The organism is Oceanobacillus sp. M60 (assembly GCF_053839645.1).
This window is the reverse complement of sequence record NZ_JBSSNH010000010.1, coordinates 36,057-54,441: the sequence shown is the minus strand read 5'-3', so window position 1 is coordinate 54,441 and position 18,385 is coordinate 36,057. Positions and strand designations below refer to the sequence as shown.

At 39.0% G+C, this 18,385-nt stretch carries 17 protein-coding genes; 14 read left to right on the top strand and 3 right to left on the bottom strand.

Annotation, left to right across the window (positions count from 1 at the left end; genetic code table 11):
* Positions 1–10 precede the first annotated feature (10 nt).
* The 11 genes from ACW0TQ_RS20585 (at position 11) to ACW0TQ_RS20535 (ending at position 9,099) form a co-directional block, all read left to right on the top strand.
* A complete protein-coding gene (locus tag ACW0TQ_RS20585) occupies positions 11–289 on the top strand; it encodes a spore coat protein (protein ID WP_256705040.1) in 279 nt (92 codons plus the stop codon).
* 154 nt (positions 290–443) lie between these two features.
* A complete protein-coding gene (locus ACW0TQ_RS20580; RefSeq protein WP_319022573.1) occupies positions 444–1,457 on the top strand; it encodes a LacI family DNA-binding transcriptional regulator in 1,014 nt (337 codons plus the stop codon).
* Between the two features lie 14 nt (positions 1,458–1,471).
* Positions 1,472–2,029: a 6-phospho-3-hexuloisomerase gene (hxlB, locus tag ACW0TQ_RS20575; RefSeq protein ID WP_193064849.1), complete on the top strand. Its 558-nt coding sequence runs from the start codon at positions 1,472–1,474 to the stop codon at positions 2,027–2,029.
* A gap of 11 nt (positions 2,030–2,040) precedes the next feature.
* The gene (locus ACW0TQ_RS20570) at positions 2,041–2,676 is read left to right on the top strand and encodes a bifunctional 4-hydroxy-2-oxoglutarate aldolase/2-dehydro-3-deoxy-phosphogluconate aldolase (RefSeq protein ID WP_455725966.1); all 636 of its coding nucleotides are present in this window, start codon (positions 2,041–2,043) and stop codon (positions 2,674–2,676) included.
* Between the two features lie 138 nt (positions 2,677–2,814).
* Entirely contained in the window at positions 2,815–3,849 is a 1,035-nt protein-coding gene (locus ACW0TQ_RS20565) for a TRAP transporter substrate-binding protein (RefSeq protein WP_455725965.1), read from the top strand.
* 12 nt (positions 3,850–3,861) lie between these two features.
* Positions 3,862–4,347, top strand: a complete 486-nt coding sequence (locus ACW0TQ_RS20560; protein ID WP_455725964.1) for a TRAP transporter small permease — start codon at positions 3,862–3,864, stop codon at positions 4,345–4,347.
* Positions 4,347–5,633: a TRAP transporter large permease gene (locus tag ACW0TQ_RS20555; protein WP_193064845.1), complete on the top strand. Its 1,287-nt coding sequence runs from the start codon at positions 4,347–4,349 to the stop codon at positions 5,631–5,633. Before ACW0TQ_RS20560 ends, ACW0TQ_RS20555 begins: the two co-directional genes overlap by 1 nt.
* Positions 5,634–5,664: 31 nt before the next feature.
* Complete coding sequence (rpiA, locus tag ACW0TQ_RS20550; RefSeq protein ID WP_368900924.1) at positions 5,665–6,339, top strand: ribose 5-phosphate isomerase A; 675 nt, start codon at positions 5,665–5,667, stop codon at positions 6,337–6,339.
* 23 nt (positions 6,340–6,362) lie between these two features.
* Complete coding sequence (locus tag ACW0TQ_RS20545) at positions 6,363–7,313, top strand: sugar kinase (RefSeq protein WP_193064843.1); 951 nt, start codon at positions 6,363–6,365, stop codon at positions 7,311–7,313.
* 12 nt (positions 7,314–7,325) lie between these two features.
* Positions 7,326–7,940: a 3-hexulose-6-phosphate synthase gene (gene hxlA / locus ACW0TQ_RS20540; RefSeq protein ID WP_368900923.1), complete on the top strand. Its 615-nt coding sequence runs from the start codon at positions 7,326–7,328 to the stop codon at positions 7,938–7,940.
* A 196-nt stretch (positions 7,941–8,136) separates the two neighbouring features.
* Positions 8,137–9,099: a Gfo/Idh/MocA family protein gene (locus ACW0TQ_RS20535; RefSeq protein ID WP_455725963.1), complete on the top strand. Its 963-nt coding sequence runs from the start codon at positions 8,137–8,139 to the stop codon at positions 9,097–9,099.
* A 170-nt stretch (positions 9,100–9,269) separates the two neighbouring features.
* On the opposite strand, the gene ACW0TQ_RS20530 is transcribed toward ACW0TQ_RS20535, so the two are convergent.
* The gene (locus ACW0TQ_RS20530; RefSeq protein ID WP_193064841.1) at positions 9,270–9,740 is read right to left on the bottom strand and encodes an Hsp20/alpha crystallin family protein; all 471 of its coding nucleotides are present in this window, start codon (positions 9,738–9,740) and stop codon (positions 9,270–9,272) included.
* A 285-nt stretch (positions 9,741–10,025) separates the two neighbouring features.
* On the opposite strand from ACW0TQ_RS20530, the gene ACW0TQ_RS20525 reads away from it, so the two are divergent.
* Together ACW0TQ_RS20525 and purU are read left to right on the top strand one after the other, a co-directional pair.
* A complete protein-coding gene (locus ACW0TQ_RS20525) occupies positions 10,026–11,933 on the top strand; it encodes a zinc ribbon domain-containing protein (protein WP_455725962.1) in 1,908 nt (635 codons plus the stop codon).
* Positions 11,934–12,050: 117 nt separating this feature from the next.
* A complete protein-coding gene (purU, locus tag ACW0TQ_RS20520; RefSeq protein ID WP_419880333.1) occupies positions 12,051–12,950 on the top strand; it encodes a formyltetrahydrofolate deformylase in 900 nt (299 codons plus the stop codon).
* 1,223 nt (positions 12,951–14,173) lie between these two features.
* Here the strand turns inward: purU and ACW0TQ_RS20515 are convergent.
* Positions 14,174–15,589 (bottom strand): alanine/glycine:cation symporter family protein, encoded by a 1,416-nt coding sequence (locus ACW0TQ_RS20515; RefSeq protein WP_193065491.1) that lies wholly within the window; start codon positions 15,587–15,589, stop codon positions 14,174–14,176.
* Between the two features lie 385 nt (positions 15,590–15,974).
* Positions 15,975–17,372, bottom strand: coding sequence for a MocR-like pyridoxine biosynthesis transcription factor PdxR (gene pdxR, locus ACW0TQ_RS20510; RefSeq protein WP_256705038.1), 1,398 nt, complete (start codon positions 17,370–17,372; stop codon positions 15,975–15,977).
* A gap of 116 nt (positions 17,373–17,488) precedes the next feature.
* Between pdxR and pdxS the strand changes: the two genes are divergently transcribed.
* Positions 17,489–18,379: a pyridoxal 5'-phosphate synthase lyase subunit PdxS gene (gene pdxS, locus ACW0TQ_RS20505; protein WP_193065493.1), complete on the top strand. Its 891-nt coding sequence runs from the start codon at positions 17,489–17,491 to the stop codon at positions 18,377–18,379.
* Positions 18,380–18,385: the final 6 nt, after the last annotated feature.

The following is an 18,385-nucleotide window of genomic DNA, read 5'->3' as shown; positions in this document are numbered from 1 at the left end:
GGGCAATGGAATGAATGAATTCAATGTACCTGCAGAAAATCAGCAGGGAATGTATCCATATAACTTTTATAACCCTGCCGGATTAAATAACCAATTCAATTATCAAGAAGTCAGAAGGCCATATCACCATCCAAGACCATTTTATGGAAATCCTGTATTTGGATTTGGCGTGCCATTTTTAGGAGGATTGGCGACAGGGTTACTGCTAGATGACATAGGAGGACCGCCGCCATATTATCCTTATCCTCCATACTATCCATATCCGCCGTATGGGTATTATCCTTATTAGTAATATTATTTTTAAGAAAGGTAAGCAAAGTATTTTGTTGCTTGCCTTTTAGCATGGTAGCAATTAAAAAAAAGACTTGTAAAACGCTTTCTATTGATTTATACTACACCTAAATCGATTTACTAAACCGATTTATTAATTATGAGTTAAACAGGTGAAGCAGATGAAAACAATAACAATGGCAGATGTTGCTAAGCATGCAGGAGTGTCCAAAAGTACAATTTCTCAATATTTGAATGGTCGTTTCGATTATATGAGCAAAGAGACACGTATCAAAATTGAACAGTCTGTGAAGGATTTAGGTTATTACCCAAATATGGTGGCTCGCAGCCTAAAGCAGAAATCCTCAACGACCATAGGTGTTATTGTAGCAAATATTCTTCATGTATTTTCAACACAGGTAATACGAGCAATTGAGGATTTTTGTCATGACAAAGGATTCCATGTGATTGTATGCAATGCAGATGATCAACCTGAGAAAGAAAAAAAATATATTGAAATGCTAAAGGCTAAACAGGTGGATGGAATTATTGCTTTTCCTACTGGCGGTAATGTAGAGCTATATCAACAGCTTTTGGACGAGGAGTATCCATTAGTGTTTATGGACCGAATTGTAAAAGAATTGAAGGTAGATACGATACTTTTGGACAATGAGGAAGCGTCAAGACTAGCTGCCGATACTTTATTGGAGGGTGGTTATAAGCATATCGCAATGATAAGTCCGCCTTTACTTGAACAGGTAACACCAAGAGTGGAGCGTGTAAATGCTTTTCAAAAATTTATTCAGCAGAAAGGCAAAGACAGTCCAAAAATTTCTTTAATTACCGGGAAGATCAGTACGATATATGAAAAGCTAGATGCATTGTTTCAAAAGGACAAACATCCAGATGCTATTTTTGCCATTAATGATCGTGTGCTGCATGAGATACTCTCATTTTTAAATAAGAGAAATATGAGGATACCAGATGATGTAGCAATCATTAATGTGGATGATGTATCTTTCGCGGACTTCTATAATCCGCCACTTACAACAATTTCTCAGCCTGCTTTTGATATGGGAAAAAAAGCAGCTGAAAACTTATTTGAAGTCATTTTAAAAGAAAAAACTGATAAGCATTCGGAAACGGTGCGATTCAAGCCGATTCTAGTACGAAGAAAATCTTGTTAAGGAGGATACTCTATATGAAAGATATATTGGAAACAGTAGCTGGAGAGATGCAGGAAGTATTGTCACAGGTTGATGCAAATCAAACGGTAGAACTGGCGGAGAAAATTCAAAAAGCAAATCGAATATTTATTGGGGGAACAGGCAGGTCTGGTCTTGCGGGAAAAATGTTTGCAATGCGTTTGATGCACAGCGGCTATCCGGTATTTGTAGTAGGAGAAACAATTACACCAAGTCTGGAATCAGGCGACTTATTATTATTAATATCCGGTTCTGGCGGAACAGCATCTCTTTTACATTATGCGAAAAAAGCAAAAGAAATTGAAGCGTCCGTTGCATTGGTTACAACAAATCCACAATCAGCAATTGGCGAATACAGCAATTTGATTGTCTGTATTCCAGCCGCTACAAAAAAACGGTTAGAAGCAGAACCAAAAACCATTCAGCCGCTAGGAAGTCAGTTTGACCAGTCTGCGCATCTTGTCTTAGATAGTATGGTTGTTTACTTATTGAAGGCATATCCAGAAAATCGCAGTGAAGCAAGTCTGAATCAAAAACATACTAATTTAGAATAGGAGACTTTGAAATGACTATTATTGAAGGAATCAAAAAAGAGAAAGTGGTAGCTGTTATTCGCAAATCTAGTGAAAAAAATATTGTAGGAATTCTGGAAGCTTTGGCAGAAGGCGGAATTCATCATGTAGAAATTACTGCGGAAACAACAAATGTGAATGCGATTATTAAAAAAGCAGTCGCAAATGTAGATGAATCGATTAAAGTTGGTGCTGGTACTGTACTGGACCCAGAGACAGCGCGTTCTGTTATTTTAGCAGGAGCTGCGTTTGTTGTTGCACCGACATGGAACCTAGAAACATTGCAATTGTGTCAGCGCTATGGAATAGAGCATATTCCAGGTGTTTTAACACCTACTGAAATAACCACCGCATACGAACATGGTGCCCGTATGGTAAAAGTATTCCCTGCTGATGCGGTAGGCCCAAAGTATATTAAAAATATCCGCGGTCCGCTTCCTCATGTAACAGCGATGGTAACTGGCGGAATAACCAAGGACAATTTGAGAGAATATCTAGATAATGGCAGTGCAGCAGTAGGGCTTGGCAGTAATTTAGTGGATGCTTCAAAACTAAAAACAGAAACAGATTATAAAGAACTAACAGCTCGTGCAAAGGAATTTATAGAATTAGCAAGGAAGAATAGATAAATAGAAAAATAAATTGCAGAAACGAAGGGCATCATCTTGATAAGCGTTCGTTTCTGCAAGCAATTTTTTAATCCTTTAAGAAGACGTTCAAACGCACTTTAATGCGTCTTATTTTGCAATATATAAGGGAGGTTATAAATGATGAAATGTAATAAATACGCTTTCATTTTCATTATGTTTGCTGTATGCTGCCTTTTTTTAGCGGCGTGTGGGAATGATGAGTTCGAGGTTGAGGAAGACGGTACGCTGAAGATTATTGCAGCACACAACCAGACGTCACCAGATAATCCTTACCAAGCTGGACTTTTGAAATTTAAAGAAGTAGTAGAAGAAGAGTCAGACGGCAAGATAGAAGTGGAGGTTCATGCTGGAACGATTGGAACAGAGGAATCTGAACTAGTGGAAAAAATTCAGCTGGGGGCTGCTGATGTTGTCGTTGTTTCACCTGGATTTATGACACAGACAGGTATTCGAGAGGTTGATTTATTCTCTGCTCCGTACTTATTTACGGATTATGACCATTGGCTTCGTACGGTAGACGGAGAAGTTGGAGAAGAGATGGCACAAATTATTAATGAAAAATCGGATAACTCATTTAAGCTTTTAGGTTATTGGTCAGCAGGGACAAGACATTACTATGGGAAAAAACCAGTTGAAACAGTGGAAGATATGAAAGGGTTATCATTTCGAACACAGACATCGGGAATAGTATCTGACTTCTGGACACAAGTGGGTGCTATTCCATCTGGTATCTCGTGGGGAGAATTATATCAAGGTTTACAGCAGGATGTGGTAGATTCTTCTGAAAACGCATACCCTTTCTTTGTACAGCAATCTCACCATACTACACCAAATGGAAAGTATATCAGTGAGACGGCGCATGATTATACAACACGTTTTCTTCTAATGAATGGAGAGAAGTTTGATAATTTAAGTGCAAATCAGCAGCAAATTATTTTAGATGCGGCAGAAGCTTCTGTCGAAACAGAACGTGAAGTGACATTAGAACAGGATGAAGATTATAAACAGCAGGCAATTGAAGATGGAGCTGAAGTGAATGAAGTAGATCGGAAGCCTTTTATTATTGCTGCTCAACCTATTTTAGATGAATTTGCAGAAGAAATTGAAGTAGAAAAAATGCTTGAGGAAATCCGCACTCTGGCAGAAGAGTAAGGGGGAAGTCATATGAAGAAATTTATACAAGCGTTGGAAAAAGTACAGATTATTATTGGAGTCCTTTTTCTATGTGTTTTCTTTTTTGTCATTGTTTTACAAATCTTGACTAGGCATTTAGGTATATCAATTATTTGGACGGAAGAAGCAGCAAATTATTCCTTTATTTGGGCAGTATTTATGGGGGCTGCTGTTATGGTTAATCGCCGGGAGCATTTTAATTTTGATTACCTGCAGCGAAAATTTCAAGGGAAAAAAAGAATTTATTTAAGTCTTTTTAACGATAGTGTTTTAATTATCTTTAATGTTTGTGTCTTTTTATTAGGTTTACAAGTGGTTAACGAGTTTTGGAATTATACATGGTCAACCTTGCCAAATATGAAAATGGGTTATATTTGGATTGCCATACCAATCATGGCAGGTACGATGCTGATTTATACACTGTCACATATGATACAACATGTACAGAAACTAAATGCAAAGGAGGTCCATGGATAATGGGATTTCTACTTGTTGGTTTATTTTTACTGTTAATGCTTATCGGTGTACCAATAGCTTTTGTAATTGGAATTGTTGCTCTCATTGGTATTTTGAGTATTCCTTATACACCAGAAGCAACGGTAGCTATGTCGATGGTGAATGGTCTTGATTCGTTCGTATTATTAGCTGTTCCATTATTTATTTTGGCAGCAAATTTAATGAATTCAGGGAAAATTTCTGAAAAGCTGATTGACTTTGCATTAGCAATCGTTGGACCGATTCGCGGTGGTTTGGCACATGCAAATATTCTTGTATCGATGATGTTTGCAGGCGTATCTGGCGCATCTCAGGCAGATACAGCAGGTGTGGGTAAAATTCTTATTCCCAGCATGCTTCGTAAAGGTTATGATAAAGAGACCTCTGTAGGCGTTACTGCTGCATCTTCCACGGTAGGAGTAGTCATACCTCCGAGTATTCCTATGATTATTTTTGCAGGACTGACAAATGCTTCAGTTGGTGCTTTGTTTCTGGGAGGAATTATACCGGGAATTTTAATTGGCTTAGGTATGATGATTTTAATTTACGTGATAGCTGTTAAACGGAACTATCCTAGAGATAAACGCGTTGAAATGAAAAAACTGCTTAAGTTATTTTTTGATGCATTTCCAGCTTTGTTGACACCTGTTATCATTATTGGAGGTATTATATCTGGTTTTTTTACTGCTACAGAAGCTGCAGCAGTAGCATCTATATATACAGCAATCGTATGTATGTTCTATTATAAAACATTAAAAATAAAAGATTTTCCAAAGATTTTATTCGATACTTTAGCGCTTAGTTCTTTATCTTTATTTGCACTTGCAGCTGCCAGTGCGCTTGGAGAGTTGATGAGCTATTACCAGCTGGGAACAGCAGCACAGGAGTTTTTCGATAATAATATTGGTGCAAGCTGGTTATTTATCCTTGTTATTATTGCATTTTTCTTGTTTATAGGAACATTCATGGATGCGATTCCAGCGATGATTTTGTTTGTACCTATTATATTGCCTACTGCTTTAGAATTTGGAATAGATCCGGTGCATCTAGGGTTAATTGTAATTATTACACTTGCGATTGGCTTAATTACACCTCCATACGGGCTCTGTTTATTACTTGCAGCAAAGATAGGAAATATGTCGATAGAACGATCTTTTGTAGCGGTAATTCCATATATTGCAATTATCTTAATCGTTCTCTTATTTGTTGCTTTATTCCCGGATATTACATTCTATATTCCTAAATTAATCAACCCTGCTTTATTTTAAAGGAAGACTTTAAAAGAAAGGAAGTTTGAAAATGGAAACATCAGATAAACAGTATGCTGCAGAGAATGCAGCCGAAAGAGTAAAAGATGGAATGATACTTGGAATAGGGTCTGGTTCAACGGTAAATTATATGTTAAAAAAACTTGCTAAGCGAATAGAAGAAGAAGGAATTCAGGTAAAAGGTATTCCTTCTTCTAAAAAGTCGGAGAAATTAGCAATTGAACTTGGAATTCCATTGACAAATTTTGCTGAGAATGGTCATATAGACCTTGCTATTGATGGAGCAGATGAGGTAGATAAGCAACTTCATCTGTCTAAAGGAGGCGGAGGTTCACTTTTTCGCGAAAAGATGGTAGATAATATTGCGGATTATTTTATTGTTATTGCAGAAGCAGATAAACTGGTTAAAAGATTAGGAGCATTTCCTTTACCTGTAGAAGTAGTGCCCTTTGGCTGGGAACTAACTGAGAAAAGGCTCCAAAAACTAGGATGCCAAACAACTTTGCGCTATCGGAATGAAAAGCAATTTGTTTCAGATAACGGCAATTATATTATTGACTGTCAATTCGAAAAGATTGATGCGCCAGAAAAAGTGCATAAGGAAATAAAATCGCTGCTTGGTGTAGTAGAAACAGGAATATTTGCAAATATGGCGGATGAAGTGATTATTTCAGAAAATGGAAAATTACGATCAATTAAACGATAGAAATGAATTTTGGAGGGAATAGAATGAAAGATATTATTACGATGGGAGAGGCAATGATTGTTTTTAATCCAGATGCGACAGGCCCGATGAAATTTGTAAATGGATTTAAAAAGCATATTGGAGGCGCGGAACTTAACGTTGTGGTCGGCTGTTCCAGGCTTGGTCTAAATACAGGATATATCAGTCGATTGGGAAATGATGAGTTTGGTAAGACCATCCTTACCTTTGCAAGAGGCGAAGGAATTGATGTAAAAGAAGTGAAATTGGTAGACGATTATCCTACTTCATTAAATTTTAAAGAAATTATGGAGGACGGCAGTGTAAAAGTCTTTTTTTACCGTGATAAGTCACCTACATCAACAATGAAACCAGAAGGATTAAATGAGTCATATATTAAAAATACACGTATACTGCATTTGACAGGTATTTTCCCAGCAATTGGCGGAAACAATTTAGAAGTCATGATGGAATCCATTCGTCTTGCCAAAAAGCATGGTGTGAAAATTTCTTTTGACCCCAATATCCGTCTTAAGATGTGGACAAAAGAAGAGGCAAGAAAAGTATTATTAACTATTCTTCCACATGTGGATATTTTGCTTACTGGGGAAGACGAAATGGATATTATTATTGGGGAGAGTGAACCAGAAGCAATTATTGAGAAAACAAAGGAATTTAATATTCCAACTATTATAATTAAACGCGGTGAGCTTGGCTCAGTTGGTTACCATCAAGGAAAGACAATAAAAGCGGATCCTGTGAAAGCTTCTAAAGTTGTGGATACAGTCGGTGCGGGGGATGGATTTGATGCTGGATTTCTTTATGGTTTTTTAAATGGCTGGAATTTAGAGCGCAGTCTGCACTTTGCTAATACTATCGGTTCCATAGTTGTTAGTATTGCTGGAGATAACGAGGGACTTCCATACTATGAAGATGTTCAAGAGAAACTGGGAGAAGTAGAACGTATTGAACGTTAAGGAGGACAGACAGTGAGACTACAATTAGCATTGGATAGATTATCAAAGGATAGATGTATTCAACTGGCAGAGGATACTGAAGAATATGTTGATATTATTGAAATTGGTACAGGGATTATTAAAGAATATGGTATGTCCATTATCCGTGAAATGCGTGAGCTTTTTCCATATAAAATAATTCTGGCAGATATGAAAACCTGTGATGCAGCAAAACATGAAGTGAAACAAGCCCTGGAAGCAGGGGCAGATATAACGACAGTGATGGCTTTTTCAGCTGATGCATCCATTAGAGAGGCACTGAAGGAAGCTGATAAACGAGGCGGACAAATAATGATTGATTTACTTGGAATTCAATCCAAACAACGTGTAGAAGAATTAGCTTCATTAGGGGCAGAACTGGTAAGTCTTCATGTGGGGAAAGATCAGCAAAGTAATGGGGCTTTTCATAAAGATTTATTCAAATTAACAGAAGAAACAGGCTTAGCAGTAGCTGTTGCTGGCGGGATTAACGAGGATTTAATGCCAGACATTGTGGCAAACCATCCTGATATTATTATTATTGGCAGCACGATAACTGGGCAAGAAAACCCAAAGAAAATAGCAGGTAAATTAAAAACTTTTATGTAAAATATTTTACCGAGAATAACACAGGTTGCAGAAACTTGTGTTATTCTATTAATTAAGCAATATTCTGCCGATTTTTCTTAGACGGAAAAGGCTGCTATTTTTTAAATTCGAATGATTTTTAGTATAATGTAAAAAATAGCTCGGATTACAAATATTGAAGTGAAAAGTTATTAAACCACAGGAAAGGTTGGTTAGTATGAAATTAGGCACAATTGGATCAGGTAAGATTGTTCAGGAGATGCTGCGGGCAATAGAACCGGTTGAAGAAGTAAACTGTGTTGCTGCATATTCCAGAAAACAAGAAACAGCGGATGGATTAGCCGACGAGTTTCAAATCCCGAAAACTTTTACATCTTTGGAAGAATTTTTTGCTGATGAAGAGATGGATACCGTATATATTGCTTCCCCTAATCAACTGCATAAACAGCAGGCGCTTCAAGCGATAGAAAATAAAAAGCATGTTATTTGTGAAAAGCCGTTCACCCCGACGGCCAAGGAAGCGAAGGAACTGAAGGAGGCAGCGATACAAAATCAAGTGTTTGTTTTTGAAGCGATTCCTACTTTGTTTTTACCTAACTTTCTAGAGCTGTCCAAGCATATTGAACGATTAGGACCTATCCGGCTGATTCAATGTAATTACAGCCAATACTCCAGCCGCTATGATCAATTAAAAGCTGGAGAGGTGACCAATATGTTTAATCCTGCATTTGCAGGCGGTGCATTGGCGGATATCAATATCTATAATCTCCATTTTGTATTGCGTTTATTTGGCAAGCCGGAAGAGGTTACTTATAAAGCGAATTTGTATGAAAATGGCATAGATACTTCCGGTATCGCTTTACTTTCCTATCCAGGTTTTCAAGCAAGCTGTGTTGGATCGAAGGACACCACTGGTGAAAATTTTGTCTCGATTCAGGGAGAAGAAGGCTATATGTATATCAAGCCTGGCGCAAATGGTGCAAGAAATGTCAAAATCACGATTGATGGAAAAACAAAGGACATCTCTGTAAAACAGGACCGGGCAAGACTTTCCTATGAATTTATTCATATCAATAAAATTATCAAAAATCATGATGAGAAAGTATTTGAGGAATTAATCGATCATACGATTGCAGCCGCTGAAGTGTTAGAGGATGCACGGAGTCAGGTCGGATTATAAAACGGAACTTCATTTAATGGGAGCTTTTTGCTTTTTTTCATGATAAAAGAATAAAAAAATCGCTGTATGAAAACTGTCATACGGCGATTTTTATTGGAGAATTAATTCGCAGAATTCAGGCTTGCTGCGAATTTGCCTGCAGGCCGTTGTATAGCTTTATCAGCTGCTTATTAGTCTTCAATATCTATTATATGGGGAGATATGGATTGATTTGGGATTTTTATGATTAAAATTCCATTCTCAAGGGTTGCCGTGATGCTTTTTTTTGGTATATTAAAAGGGAGTGTAATAATGCGTTCTTTCCGCTCGGTGGATTTTTTATTTACGTTTTCTTTTTCTGTCTGTACGGATAGGCTTTCGTCCTTATTTAATATTATTTTTATTTGATTTCCTATGATTTCAATTTGAATATCCTGCCGGCGGTATCCAGGAACTTCTGCTTTTACATAAACGTGATTTTTTTCCTCTATTATTTCTGCGGGAAAATCATTAAGTATCTGGCCCTGGAATGATTTAAAAGAACGGGAAAATAGATTATCCATTCGATCGACGAACTCTTGAAAGGGGGCAAAATCAATATTCCAATTTTCAGGGAAAACTTTTTTCTTATCAGAACGAGAATCATGCTTATCGGGATCCATCAAAAAACCTCCTAACGATAACTTTTGGTTATTTCTTACACGAGGCGGGAGCTGTATCTATTATGGAATCAGCCTATGGTTGTGACGTGATAAGAATATTGTATGCAGGCAGTGCAGAAGCTGTGCGCATATGACATATAAGAAAAGAGTGCAGAAAATAATGTTGTAATTTTCTGTTTCCTGTACATAGGCATTGTTAAAAAACGAGAGGAAGCGTTTGTTTTTCCATTATATATAAGGAAAAGCAATGGGCGTGCATGCTACGAAAAAGAGGGAGAGAAAAGATTGACTAAATTTTGTAAAGAATGTGGAAAGCCAATTGGGGACGGAGCGCAATTTTGTAAGCATTGCGGAACAAAGGTAAGCAGCGAGGTGCCGAAGCATAAAGCCATAGCGTCAGAAACGGAAAAAGAAGCTGCAGAGAAAAAAGCACCGGTAGAGCAAGCTGGCAAGGAAGAAAATCAGACACGAAGCGAGCAGCAGACGCGGCAGGTGAATAAAGAAAAGAAGCCAATGACAAAAAAGAAAAAGATATTGACAGGAATACTTGGCGTTATTGCATTATGTGTCATTGGTTTAGGTATTTGGGGAAATATGTATTATTCCGAGGAAAACACGGCAAATCGTTTTGCAAGTGCGATGGCTGAGGGAGATACTGAAACGATTCAAAAGGTGATGACAGTGGACGGCAAGGAGCTTTCTGCTGAGGAGGCCAATGCTGTGGCTGCGATGAGGGAAGAGGAGGAATTCGCTTTTATCAGTGACGGGGATTCCGAAGTGCTATTTGAAGAACTTCCTGTTTTTGATATGGAAGAATCCAATGAAAAAGCATTCTTGTTTTTCACGCAATATGATGTAGCAGCCGAGCCGCAGTATGTTACTGTCTATTCTAATGTAGAAGGGGTGACAACAACATTTAATGGCGGCGGGTTTGAAGAGGCTGATGCGTCTTCGGATTATATTGAATATGGTCCATTAGCTCCCGGTATTTATGAAGCGGCAAGCAGTTTTGAAACAGATTACGGAGAAGCTGCAAAAAGTCAGAACATACGGTTAATGGATACGTATAACAGCTATGAGTCGGAACTAGAGGTGGGGGAAGTCACTTTTTATGAAATGTTCGAGAGTGATTTACCATATAACTCGATGGAATGGATGATTAATGAAGAACCCCTTGAAACGAATACAGATAGTGGTTATGTGACAGCCGGACCGCTTTTACTTGACGGTTCCATGGAATTGACTGGTGTTGTCAAAACAGATTGGGGAGATATTGAAATTGAACCAATTGCGATTACAGATAGGGAACACGATGTGTATATTACCGAGTTATTCACTGATGGGGCAGAAGAAGAAATCAAAGAAGTCATCACAAACTTTAGTGAAAATTATGTAGAAGCAACAGCCCAGCTGGATGCATCCGTGATTGAAAATATTTCAGATGAATTAAGTGAAACGTTAGAGGATGAACTTTTTACGTATTTTAATGATAATGGATTCAGCGGCAGATTGGATGAAATCGGGATTGCCTTTGAGGATTCGGAATATGTAGAGGGTGATTCATCAGACAACCCGGAATTCGAACTTCCTGTTCAGCTGAATATGACAGGAACCTATGATCCAGATTCAGAGTATGAAGAAATAAATATAGAGACCATTTTTACTATTCAATACGGTACAGATGGCGGTAAATGGGATATTCAAGATTTCACAGAAGCTTTTTACCCGAGAGATATCAATTATGAGTTTTTTGAAGCATCTGGCGAGGAATATGAAGGTGTTGTTTTAGAGGACGAAGATGAAGCCGACGAAAATAGTGATGAGAATGGCAATTCGGAGGATGAGGAACTTACAGAAATAGAAGCAGTAGTTGAAAATTATGTTGATAATTTAATCTGGGCTATTAATACTGGTGACTATAGCATAGTAGAAGATTATATTGCTACTGGCAGTGAATTAGATACGATGCAGCAAGACTTAGTGGAACGCTTATATGATAGTGGATTAACACAAGAAATCGTATCAATGTCTGTAGAAGATGTGGAAGAGATTGATTCAGAAACATGGGAAGTAACAACAAGTGAAACAATTGAATTGATGTATGCAAGCGATGAGACAGAAACAGAAGATTATCAGTGGACGTATACGGTGGAGTTAACAGCTGACGGATATCAGCTGACGAATTTAGAATAACCGTTACAGCCAGAGGGGAACCTTTGGCTGTATCTTTCTGATAAAACACTTGACCAGACGCCCACTTTTCCGATAATCTATAGTTTACGAATATAAATAAAGCGAGGAAATTAGACAGTGAATATGTATACAGATAAACGGACAGATTTTTATAAAGACCGTTATGAAAATAGAGCAAGATTAATGATTAAATGTCCAGATCAGCCGGGAATTGTGTCTGCAATCTCTACATTTTTATGGAACCAGCAGGCAAATATTGTCACATCTAATCAATATACCCAAGATCCAAAAGGCGGCGAATTCTTTATGCGCCTTGATTTTGAATACCAGACCGGGACAGACGTGGAAAAACTGAAGCAGGAATTTCAGGAGATTGCCGATCGTTTTCAAATGGACTGGCGGCTAAGTCTCGTTCATGAGTTGAAAAATATCGCGATTTTTGTTTCAAAAGAGTCGCATTGTTTACTAGAGCTGTTATGGGAATGGCAAAGCGGCGATTTAATGGCAAATATTCCAGTGGTTATCAGCAATCATGAAAATTCCCGTAAAATGGTAGAAGCATTAGGGATTGATTTTTATCATCTGCCTGTTACAAAAGAAACCAAACCGGAGATAGAAGCGAAGCAAAAGGAAATCTTAGAGGATTACGATATTGATTTGATTGTATTGGCACGCTACATGCAAATTCTTTCCCCGACATTTGTGGAAGTATTTAAAGATAGAATCATTAATATCCATCACTCTTTCCTGCCGGCATTTATCGGAGCAAAACCGTATGAACGTGCCTTTGAACGAGGGGTAAAAATGATTGGTGCAACTTCGCATTATGTAACCAACGATTTAGATGAAGGACCAATTATTGAACAAGGAACAGAGCCAGTCAGCCATGAGCATAATGTGGAGGACTTAAAAAAGATTGGACAATCCATTGAGCGCAGGGTATTGGCGCAGGCTGTTAAATGGCATTTAGAAGATCGAATTATTGTGCACGGAAATAAAACCATTGTATTTGAATAAAGCGAAAAGGGAATGCTGCAGATTGTTTTTGCGGCGCTCCCTTTTTTATTATACTCCCTTTTTGGAATAGGTGATGGTGCATAGCTCCGCTCCGGCCAACCACTCCGCTTTCCGACGTACAAATGTTTTCGATGGGACGAGTAATCGCAGTCCCAGGACGTACTAGTGCAGACGTTGCAACAACTCTTTTCGATGGGGTGAGTAATCGCAACCCCAGGACGTTGCGGTCTTAGTCTGCCATGGGGACGGCTTCAGCTAACTTGAAAAGAAAACCGCTTTTCAAGTGGATCTTCAGCTCGCCCTGTTCCCATAGGAGTCTACGTGGTCGGCCTGCGCTCTGATAGGATTCTGCAGCGAATGAAAGGAATAACATTTTGATGAGTTGGACGAAATAACAGCTTTCGCCTGAACAACCAATCCAGGCAGCATGGAAATGAAGTTACTTTTTAATGTGTGAAAGTTGAGTTTATTAGTCAATGATTTTTCTGATTTTTTATTTTAGAAAGCGAAATGATATTAAATATTAATCTGATACCAAAACCTAACAGGATGATGAAAAATGAGATAAACAAGAGAGAAGACGAGCTTGTATCAGCAGCTTGATTACGTATGAAAAGAAGGTAAACCAATCCCGCTAATGCTGTGATTGTCAGGATCGTATTGATGCATAAAGAAATAATTAAAAATCTTCTGTTTTTATTATTCACAATACCCCCCCTCGTATTACGGGTGGTTTCTAAATATGGAAACGTCCAATCAAATGAAGCATTCCATAGATTGAATCTTCATTAATCCGGGATTTCTTGTATCCAACATATGCCCTAATCACAAAAAAATAATAGCTATATAAATTGAAATTAATAGCTACCGCTACAGAAAAACACTACGTTTTCCGTGGGCTTGAGCTCAGCCTCCTCGAAAAAAAGAAGTTCGCTTTTTTTTCTGCGGGGTCTTCCCTCCGCGCTTTCCCACAGGAGCCTCCGTGTTTTTCTTCCGCTAGTTACTGTTTTCAATCATTATTTCGTCATTTTTATAAGAAAAATAAAGTGTAATTTCTTACTTCAATTTATATATTATCCATTTTCCCGGGAGACGAAAGCTATAAACACGAGGTAACTTTGCTTAAGCAAAATCGCTTCTGAAGTTATGTTGATTTCTGCTTATATCCATAGAAAAACCATAGCCGGCAAAAGCAGCTATGGTTTCTTTTTCTTTGGAAATGATTATTGTTTCTCGGTTTCCCGTTCCCAGCACTCGATGCCGGTCTGATCGTCCAGAGTATCTTTATAGAAGACAGGGTCTTTTCCTTCTTTCCGCTGCCTCATATAATCCTTTAATAAAATATTGGCTTTCTTAAATAAGACAGAAATAGCATAAAGGTTAATCAGTGCAAGCAAGGCCATGGTGACATCAGCTAAAGACCAGACTAAGCCGAAGGAAGCCAATGTACCGAATACAACCATTACAAGCGCTGCTATGCGATAAATAAACAGGATGGTCTTAGAGTCTTTAATATAAGCCAGGTTGTTCTCGCCATAATAATAATTTCCAAGAATCGAGCTGAAGGCAAATAGAAAAATAGCGATGGCGATAAACACGCCTGCCCAATCTCCCAGCATTTGGGTGAAGGCTGTCTGTGTCAGCGCAATCCCGTCTTCTTCACTGCCTGCAAAGCCGCCGGCGGATAAAATAATCAATCCGGTAGCCGAACAAACTAAGATGGTATCAAAGAAAACACCTAAGGCCTGAACGAGCCCCTGCTTGACCGGGTGGCTTACTTCTGCAGTTGCTGCTGCATTGGGGGCAGCACCCATTCCTGCTTCGTTAGAAAATAGTCCGCGTTTGATTCCCAGCATAATGGCTGCGCCAAAGCCGCCGCCAGCAACCTCGCGGATTCCAAATGCATTTTCAAAAATAAGTACAAACATATCTGGAATAACGGTAATATTCATAGCTAAGACAACAAGCGCTAAGCCGATATAAATAATTGCCATAAAAGGAACAATAATTTGAGAAACATTCGCAATACTTTTCAAACCGCCAAAGATAACGATGGCTACAAAAATAGTCAAAACAGCCGCAATCCAGACAGGGTTTATATCAAACTGTGAACTGAACGCAATGCTGATGGTATTGGATTGAACGGAGTTAAAGACCAATCCGTAAGTAAAAGTAATCATGATGGCAAATACAATACCAAGCCAGCGTTTTTTCATTCCCTTTTCAATATAATAAGCGGGACCGCCGCGATACTGATTGCTATCTTTTTCTTTATAGAGCTGTGCTAGAGTACTTTCAACAAATCCGGAGGCGGCGCCAAGTAGCGCAATCAGCCACATCCAGAATAATGCGCCCGGTCCGCCAAGCGCAACTGCTGATGCAACGCCGGCCATATTTCCTGTACCGACGCGGGAAGCGGCACTGATTGCAAATGCCTGGAAGGAGCTGGTCCCTTTCTTGCCAGATGCATCATAGGATTGTTTATCTGCTACAGCACGGAACATTTCCGGAAGCAGGCGAAACTGGACGAATCCGGTCCGAATTGTAAAATAAAGACCTAAACCTATTAAGACAATAATTAAAATATACGACCAAAGAAAATCATTGATATGGCCGATAATCGATTCCAAAATACCCATAAAAATCCTCCTTTTTATTAAAATAAATATATTCCTTTGCTGCTTTAAAATGCCAGTAAATCCAAGAAGCGATGAATAAAATAAAAACGAAGCTTAAACCAGACCTGATGAATAGCACTTGCTGTTAAAAGCAATCATTTACTGGATTACAGATGAAACGATACTCTGCTGATAAATTGGGTGTAATGATAAATACCCTGTGTCATTGCCGAGCAAACCAAATTAGCAGGCAGCATCCCATTACGGTCAGAAACCATAAAAATCCTTTATTGGAAGGCTGCGTCATTTTGCAGAGAATAATTTATTATAGCATAAAGTGGAACTTTATTCAGCGGGCGTTTTACAATCCCTATGCCATCCTGCAGCAAGTCAGCTTGAGATAAACTCACTTCTGACAAATATCGATAATCGATTGTACTGCTTCTTTGAGCTTTTCCTCTGCGATACCTGCGAAGCCGATCACAAATTGCGGATAAGGGAAAACGGCATTTTTTGAAGCGTAATAGGAAATCGGATAGATTTTGATACCTTTCTGCTCCGCTCTTCGAAGTATCTCTTCTTCTGTCAGACCATTTCGCACCTCACAGACGACATGGAGTCCTGATTGTTCTCCAAGAAGCTGTATAGATGGTTTATACGGTTCAAATAATTGATGGACCAGTTCAAATTTCTTTCTATATATTTTCCGCATTCGATTCAAATGCTTTTCAAAATAACCCTCCTGAATAAAATGCGCCAGCACATGCTGATCCATTCGCGAAACTGTAGAATGGTGAAAAGTAAGCCTGTTCCGATACTGCTCCAGTAATGCTTTGGGCAGGATCATATAGCTGATTCGCAGGGAAGGAATCAATGATTTGGAAAACGAACCAAGGTAGATAACCCGGTCATTGAAATCCATTTTTTTCATAGGAGGGATCGTTTTCCCTGTATAACGAAACTCACTGTCATAATCATCTTCTATAATATACCGGTCCGCTGTTTCATTTGCCCACTGTAACAACTGATTGCGCCGGTTGATGGAGGTCACTGTTCCATATGGAAAATGGTTGGACGGAGTGACATAGATGTAATCAGGCTCTAAGAGGCGAACTGCTTCAATGGACACGCCTTCTTCGTTCATATCTAAGGCTCGTCCTAAAAAGCCAAAGTGTGTTATTAACTTCACCATTAACTGATAGCCGGGGTCTTCAATGCCGAATATGGTAGATCCGGGGAGCAGGGAAAGCAGCTGCTGCATTAAAACTTCAATTCCTGCTCCGACGACAATCATGTCCGGGTCACAGTCAATTCCCCGTGCGTGATAGACATAGTGGGCAATAGCTTCGCGCAGCTCTTTATCGCCTTGCCCATCGCCAAGCAGCAGTAAATCATGATGAGATTCATCAATCACTTGACGGTTTAATTTTCTCCATGCAGAAAAGGGAAATGCCTCCGTATCAATTTTATTGGGAGAAAAATCAAATAAAACGGATGGTTCTTTCCCCGCATCAGCAATCTCCTTTTTCCCCGAATGCTCTACAAATTCTAAATCGCCATGGGCCAGTACATAGAATCCTTTTCTGGGCTGTGATGCAATATAACCTTCTGCAACAAGCTGTTCAAAAGCAGTTTCCACTGTATTCTGACTTACTTCCAAATGATTGGCGAGCTTTCGTTTGGAAGGCAATTTTTGGCCATAGGGAAGCCGCTCCTGTACAATTTCCTGTTTAATAAACTCATAAAGCTGTTCGTATAATGGGCTATTGTTTGTTTTTTCTAAATGAACAGATAATAAATCCATCTTCTCTCTCCTCTGGAAAACTGACCTCATTAAATGATGAAAAATTGGCACTTTCATTCATATCATATTATTTTTATAATAATAAAAAATCAATCAAAAATCTAGGAGGAAATAAAATGGCAGATCGAGTAACAGGTACAGAGCGTGTAAAAAGAGGAATGGCGCAAATGCAAAAAGGCGGCGTCATTATGGATGTTGTTAATAAAGAACAGGCAAAAATAGCAGAAGAAGCGGGCGCTGTTGCTGTCATGGCATTGGAGAAAGTCCCGTCTGATATTCGTGCTGCAGGCGGTGTAGCGAGAATGGCAGATGTCAGTATTGTAGAAGAAGTAATGGAAGCTGTATCCATTCCAGTAATGGCAAAGGTGCGTATCGGCCATATTGTCGAAGCACGTGTTTTAGAATCACTTGGGGTGGATTATATTGACGAAAGTGAAGTGCTGACGCCGGCGGATGATTTATTCCACTTAGATAAAAAGCCATTCACTGTTCCATTTGTATGCGGATGCCGTGATTTAGGAGAAGCAGCCCGCCGGATTGGAGAAGGCGCGTCGATGCTTCGGACAAAAGGAGAGCCTGGAACAGGAAATATCGTGGAAGCAGTACGCCATTTACGCGAAGTGCAATCACAGGTAAGAAGAATTGTACATATGAACGCGGATGAGCTGATGACAGAAGCTAAAAATCTTGGAGCACCATTTGAAGTGCTGCTGCAGGTGAAGGAAACAGGCAGGCTGCCAGTGGTAAACTTTGCTGCAGGCGGGGTGGCAACTCCGGCAGATGCTGCATTGATGATGGAGCTTGGAGCAGACGGGGTCTTTGTCGGATCTGGTATCTTTAAATCAAAAAATCCGGAAAAATTTGCACGTTCTATTGTTGAAGCAACAACGTATTATCAAGACTACCAAAAAATTGGCGAGCTTTCTAAAGACTTGGGAGAAGCAATGAAGGGTATCGATATGAAAACGTTAAGAGCAGAGGATAGAATGCAGGATCGGAGTTTCTAAGTCGCT

Bases quoted from the DNA above. Each gene is read 5' to 3' on its own strand.
- ACW0TQ_RS20585 (WP_256705040.1), top strand. From the start codon at position 11: ATGAATGAATTCAATGTACCTGCAGAAAATCAGCAGGGAATGTATCCA.
- hxlB (WP_193064849.1), top strand. From the start codon at position 1,472: ATGAAAGATATATTGGAAACAGTAGCTGGAGAGATGCAGGAAGTATTG.
- ACW0TQ_RS20570 (WP_455725966.1), top strand. From the start codon at position 2,041: ATGACTATTATTGAAGGAATCAAAAAAGAGAAAGTGGTAGCTGTTATT.
- ACW0TQ_RS20565 (WP_455725965.1), top strand. From the start codon at position 2,815: ATGATGAAATGTAATAAATACGCTTTCATTTTCATTATGTTTGCTGTA.
- ACW0TQ_RS20560 (WP_455725964.1), top strand. From the start codon at position 3,862: ATGAAGAAATTTATACAAGCGTTGGAAAAAGTACAGATTATTATTGGA.
- ACW0TQ_RS20555 (WP_193064845.1), top strand. From the start codon at position 4,347: ATGGGATTTCTACTTGTTGGTTTATTTTTACTGTTAATGCTTATCGGT.
- rpiA (WP_368900924.1), top strand. From the start codon at position 5,665: ATGGAAACATCAGATAAACAGTATGCTGCAGAGAATGCAGCCGAAAGA.
- ACW0TQ_RS20545 (WP_193064843.1), top strand. From the start codon at position 6,363: ATGAAAGATATTATTACGATGGGAGAGGCAATGATTGTTTTTAATCCA.
- ACW0TQ_RS20535 (WP_455725963.1), top strand. From the start codon at position 8,137: ATGAAATTAGGCACAATTGGATCAGGTAAGATTGTTCAGGAGATGCTG.
- ACW0TQ_RS20530 (WP_193064841.1), bottom strand. From the start codon at position 9,740: ATGGATCCCGATAAGCATGATTCTCGTTCTGATAAGAAAAAAGTTTTC.
- ACW0TQ_RS20515 (WP_193065491.1), bottom strand. From the start codon at position 15,589: ATGGGTATTTTGGAATCGATTATCGGCCATATCAATGATTTTCTTTGG.
- pdxR (WP_256705038.1), bottom strand. From the start codon at position 17,372: ATGGATTTATTATCTGTTCATTTAGAAAAAACAAACAATAGCCCATTA.
- pdxS (WP_193065493.1), top strand. From the start codon at position 17,489: ATGGCAGATCGAGTAACAGGTACAGAGCGTGTAAAAAGAGGAATGGCG.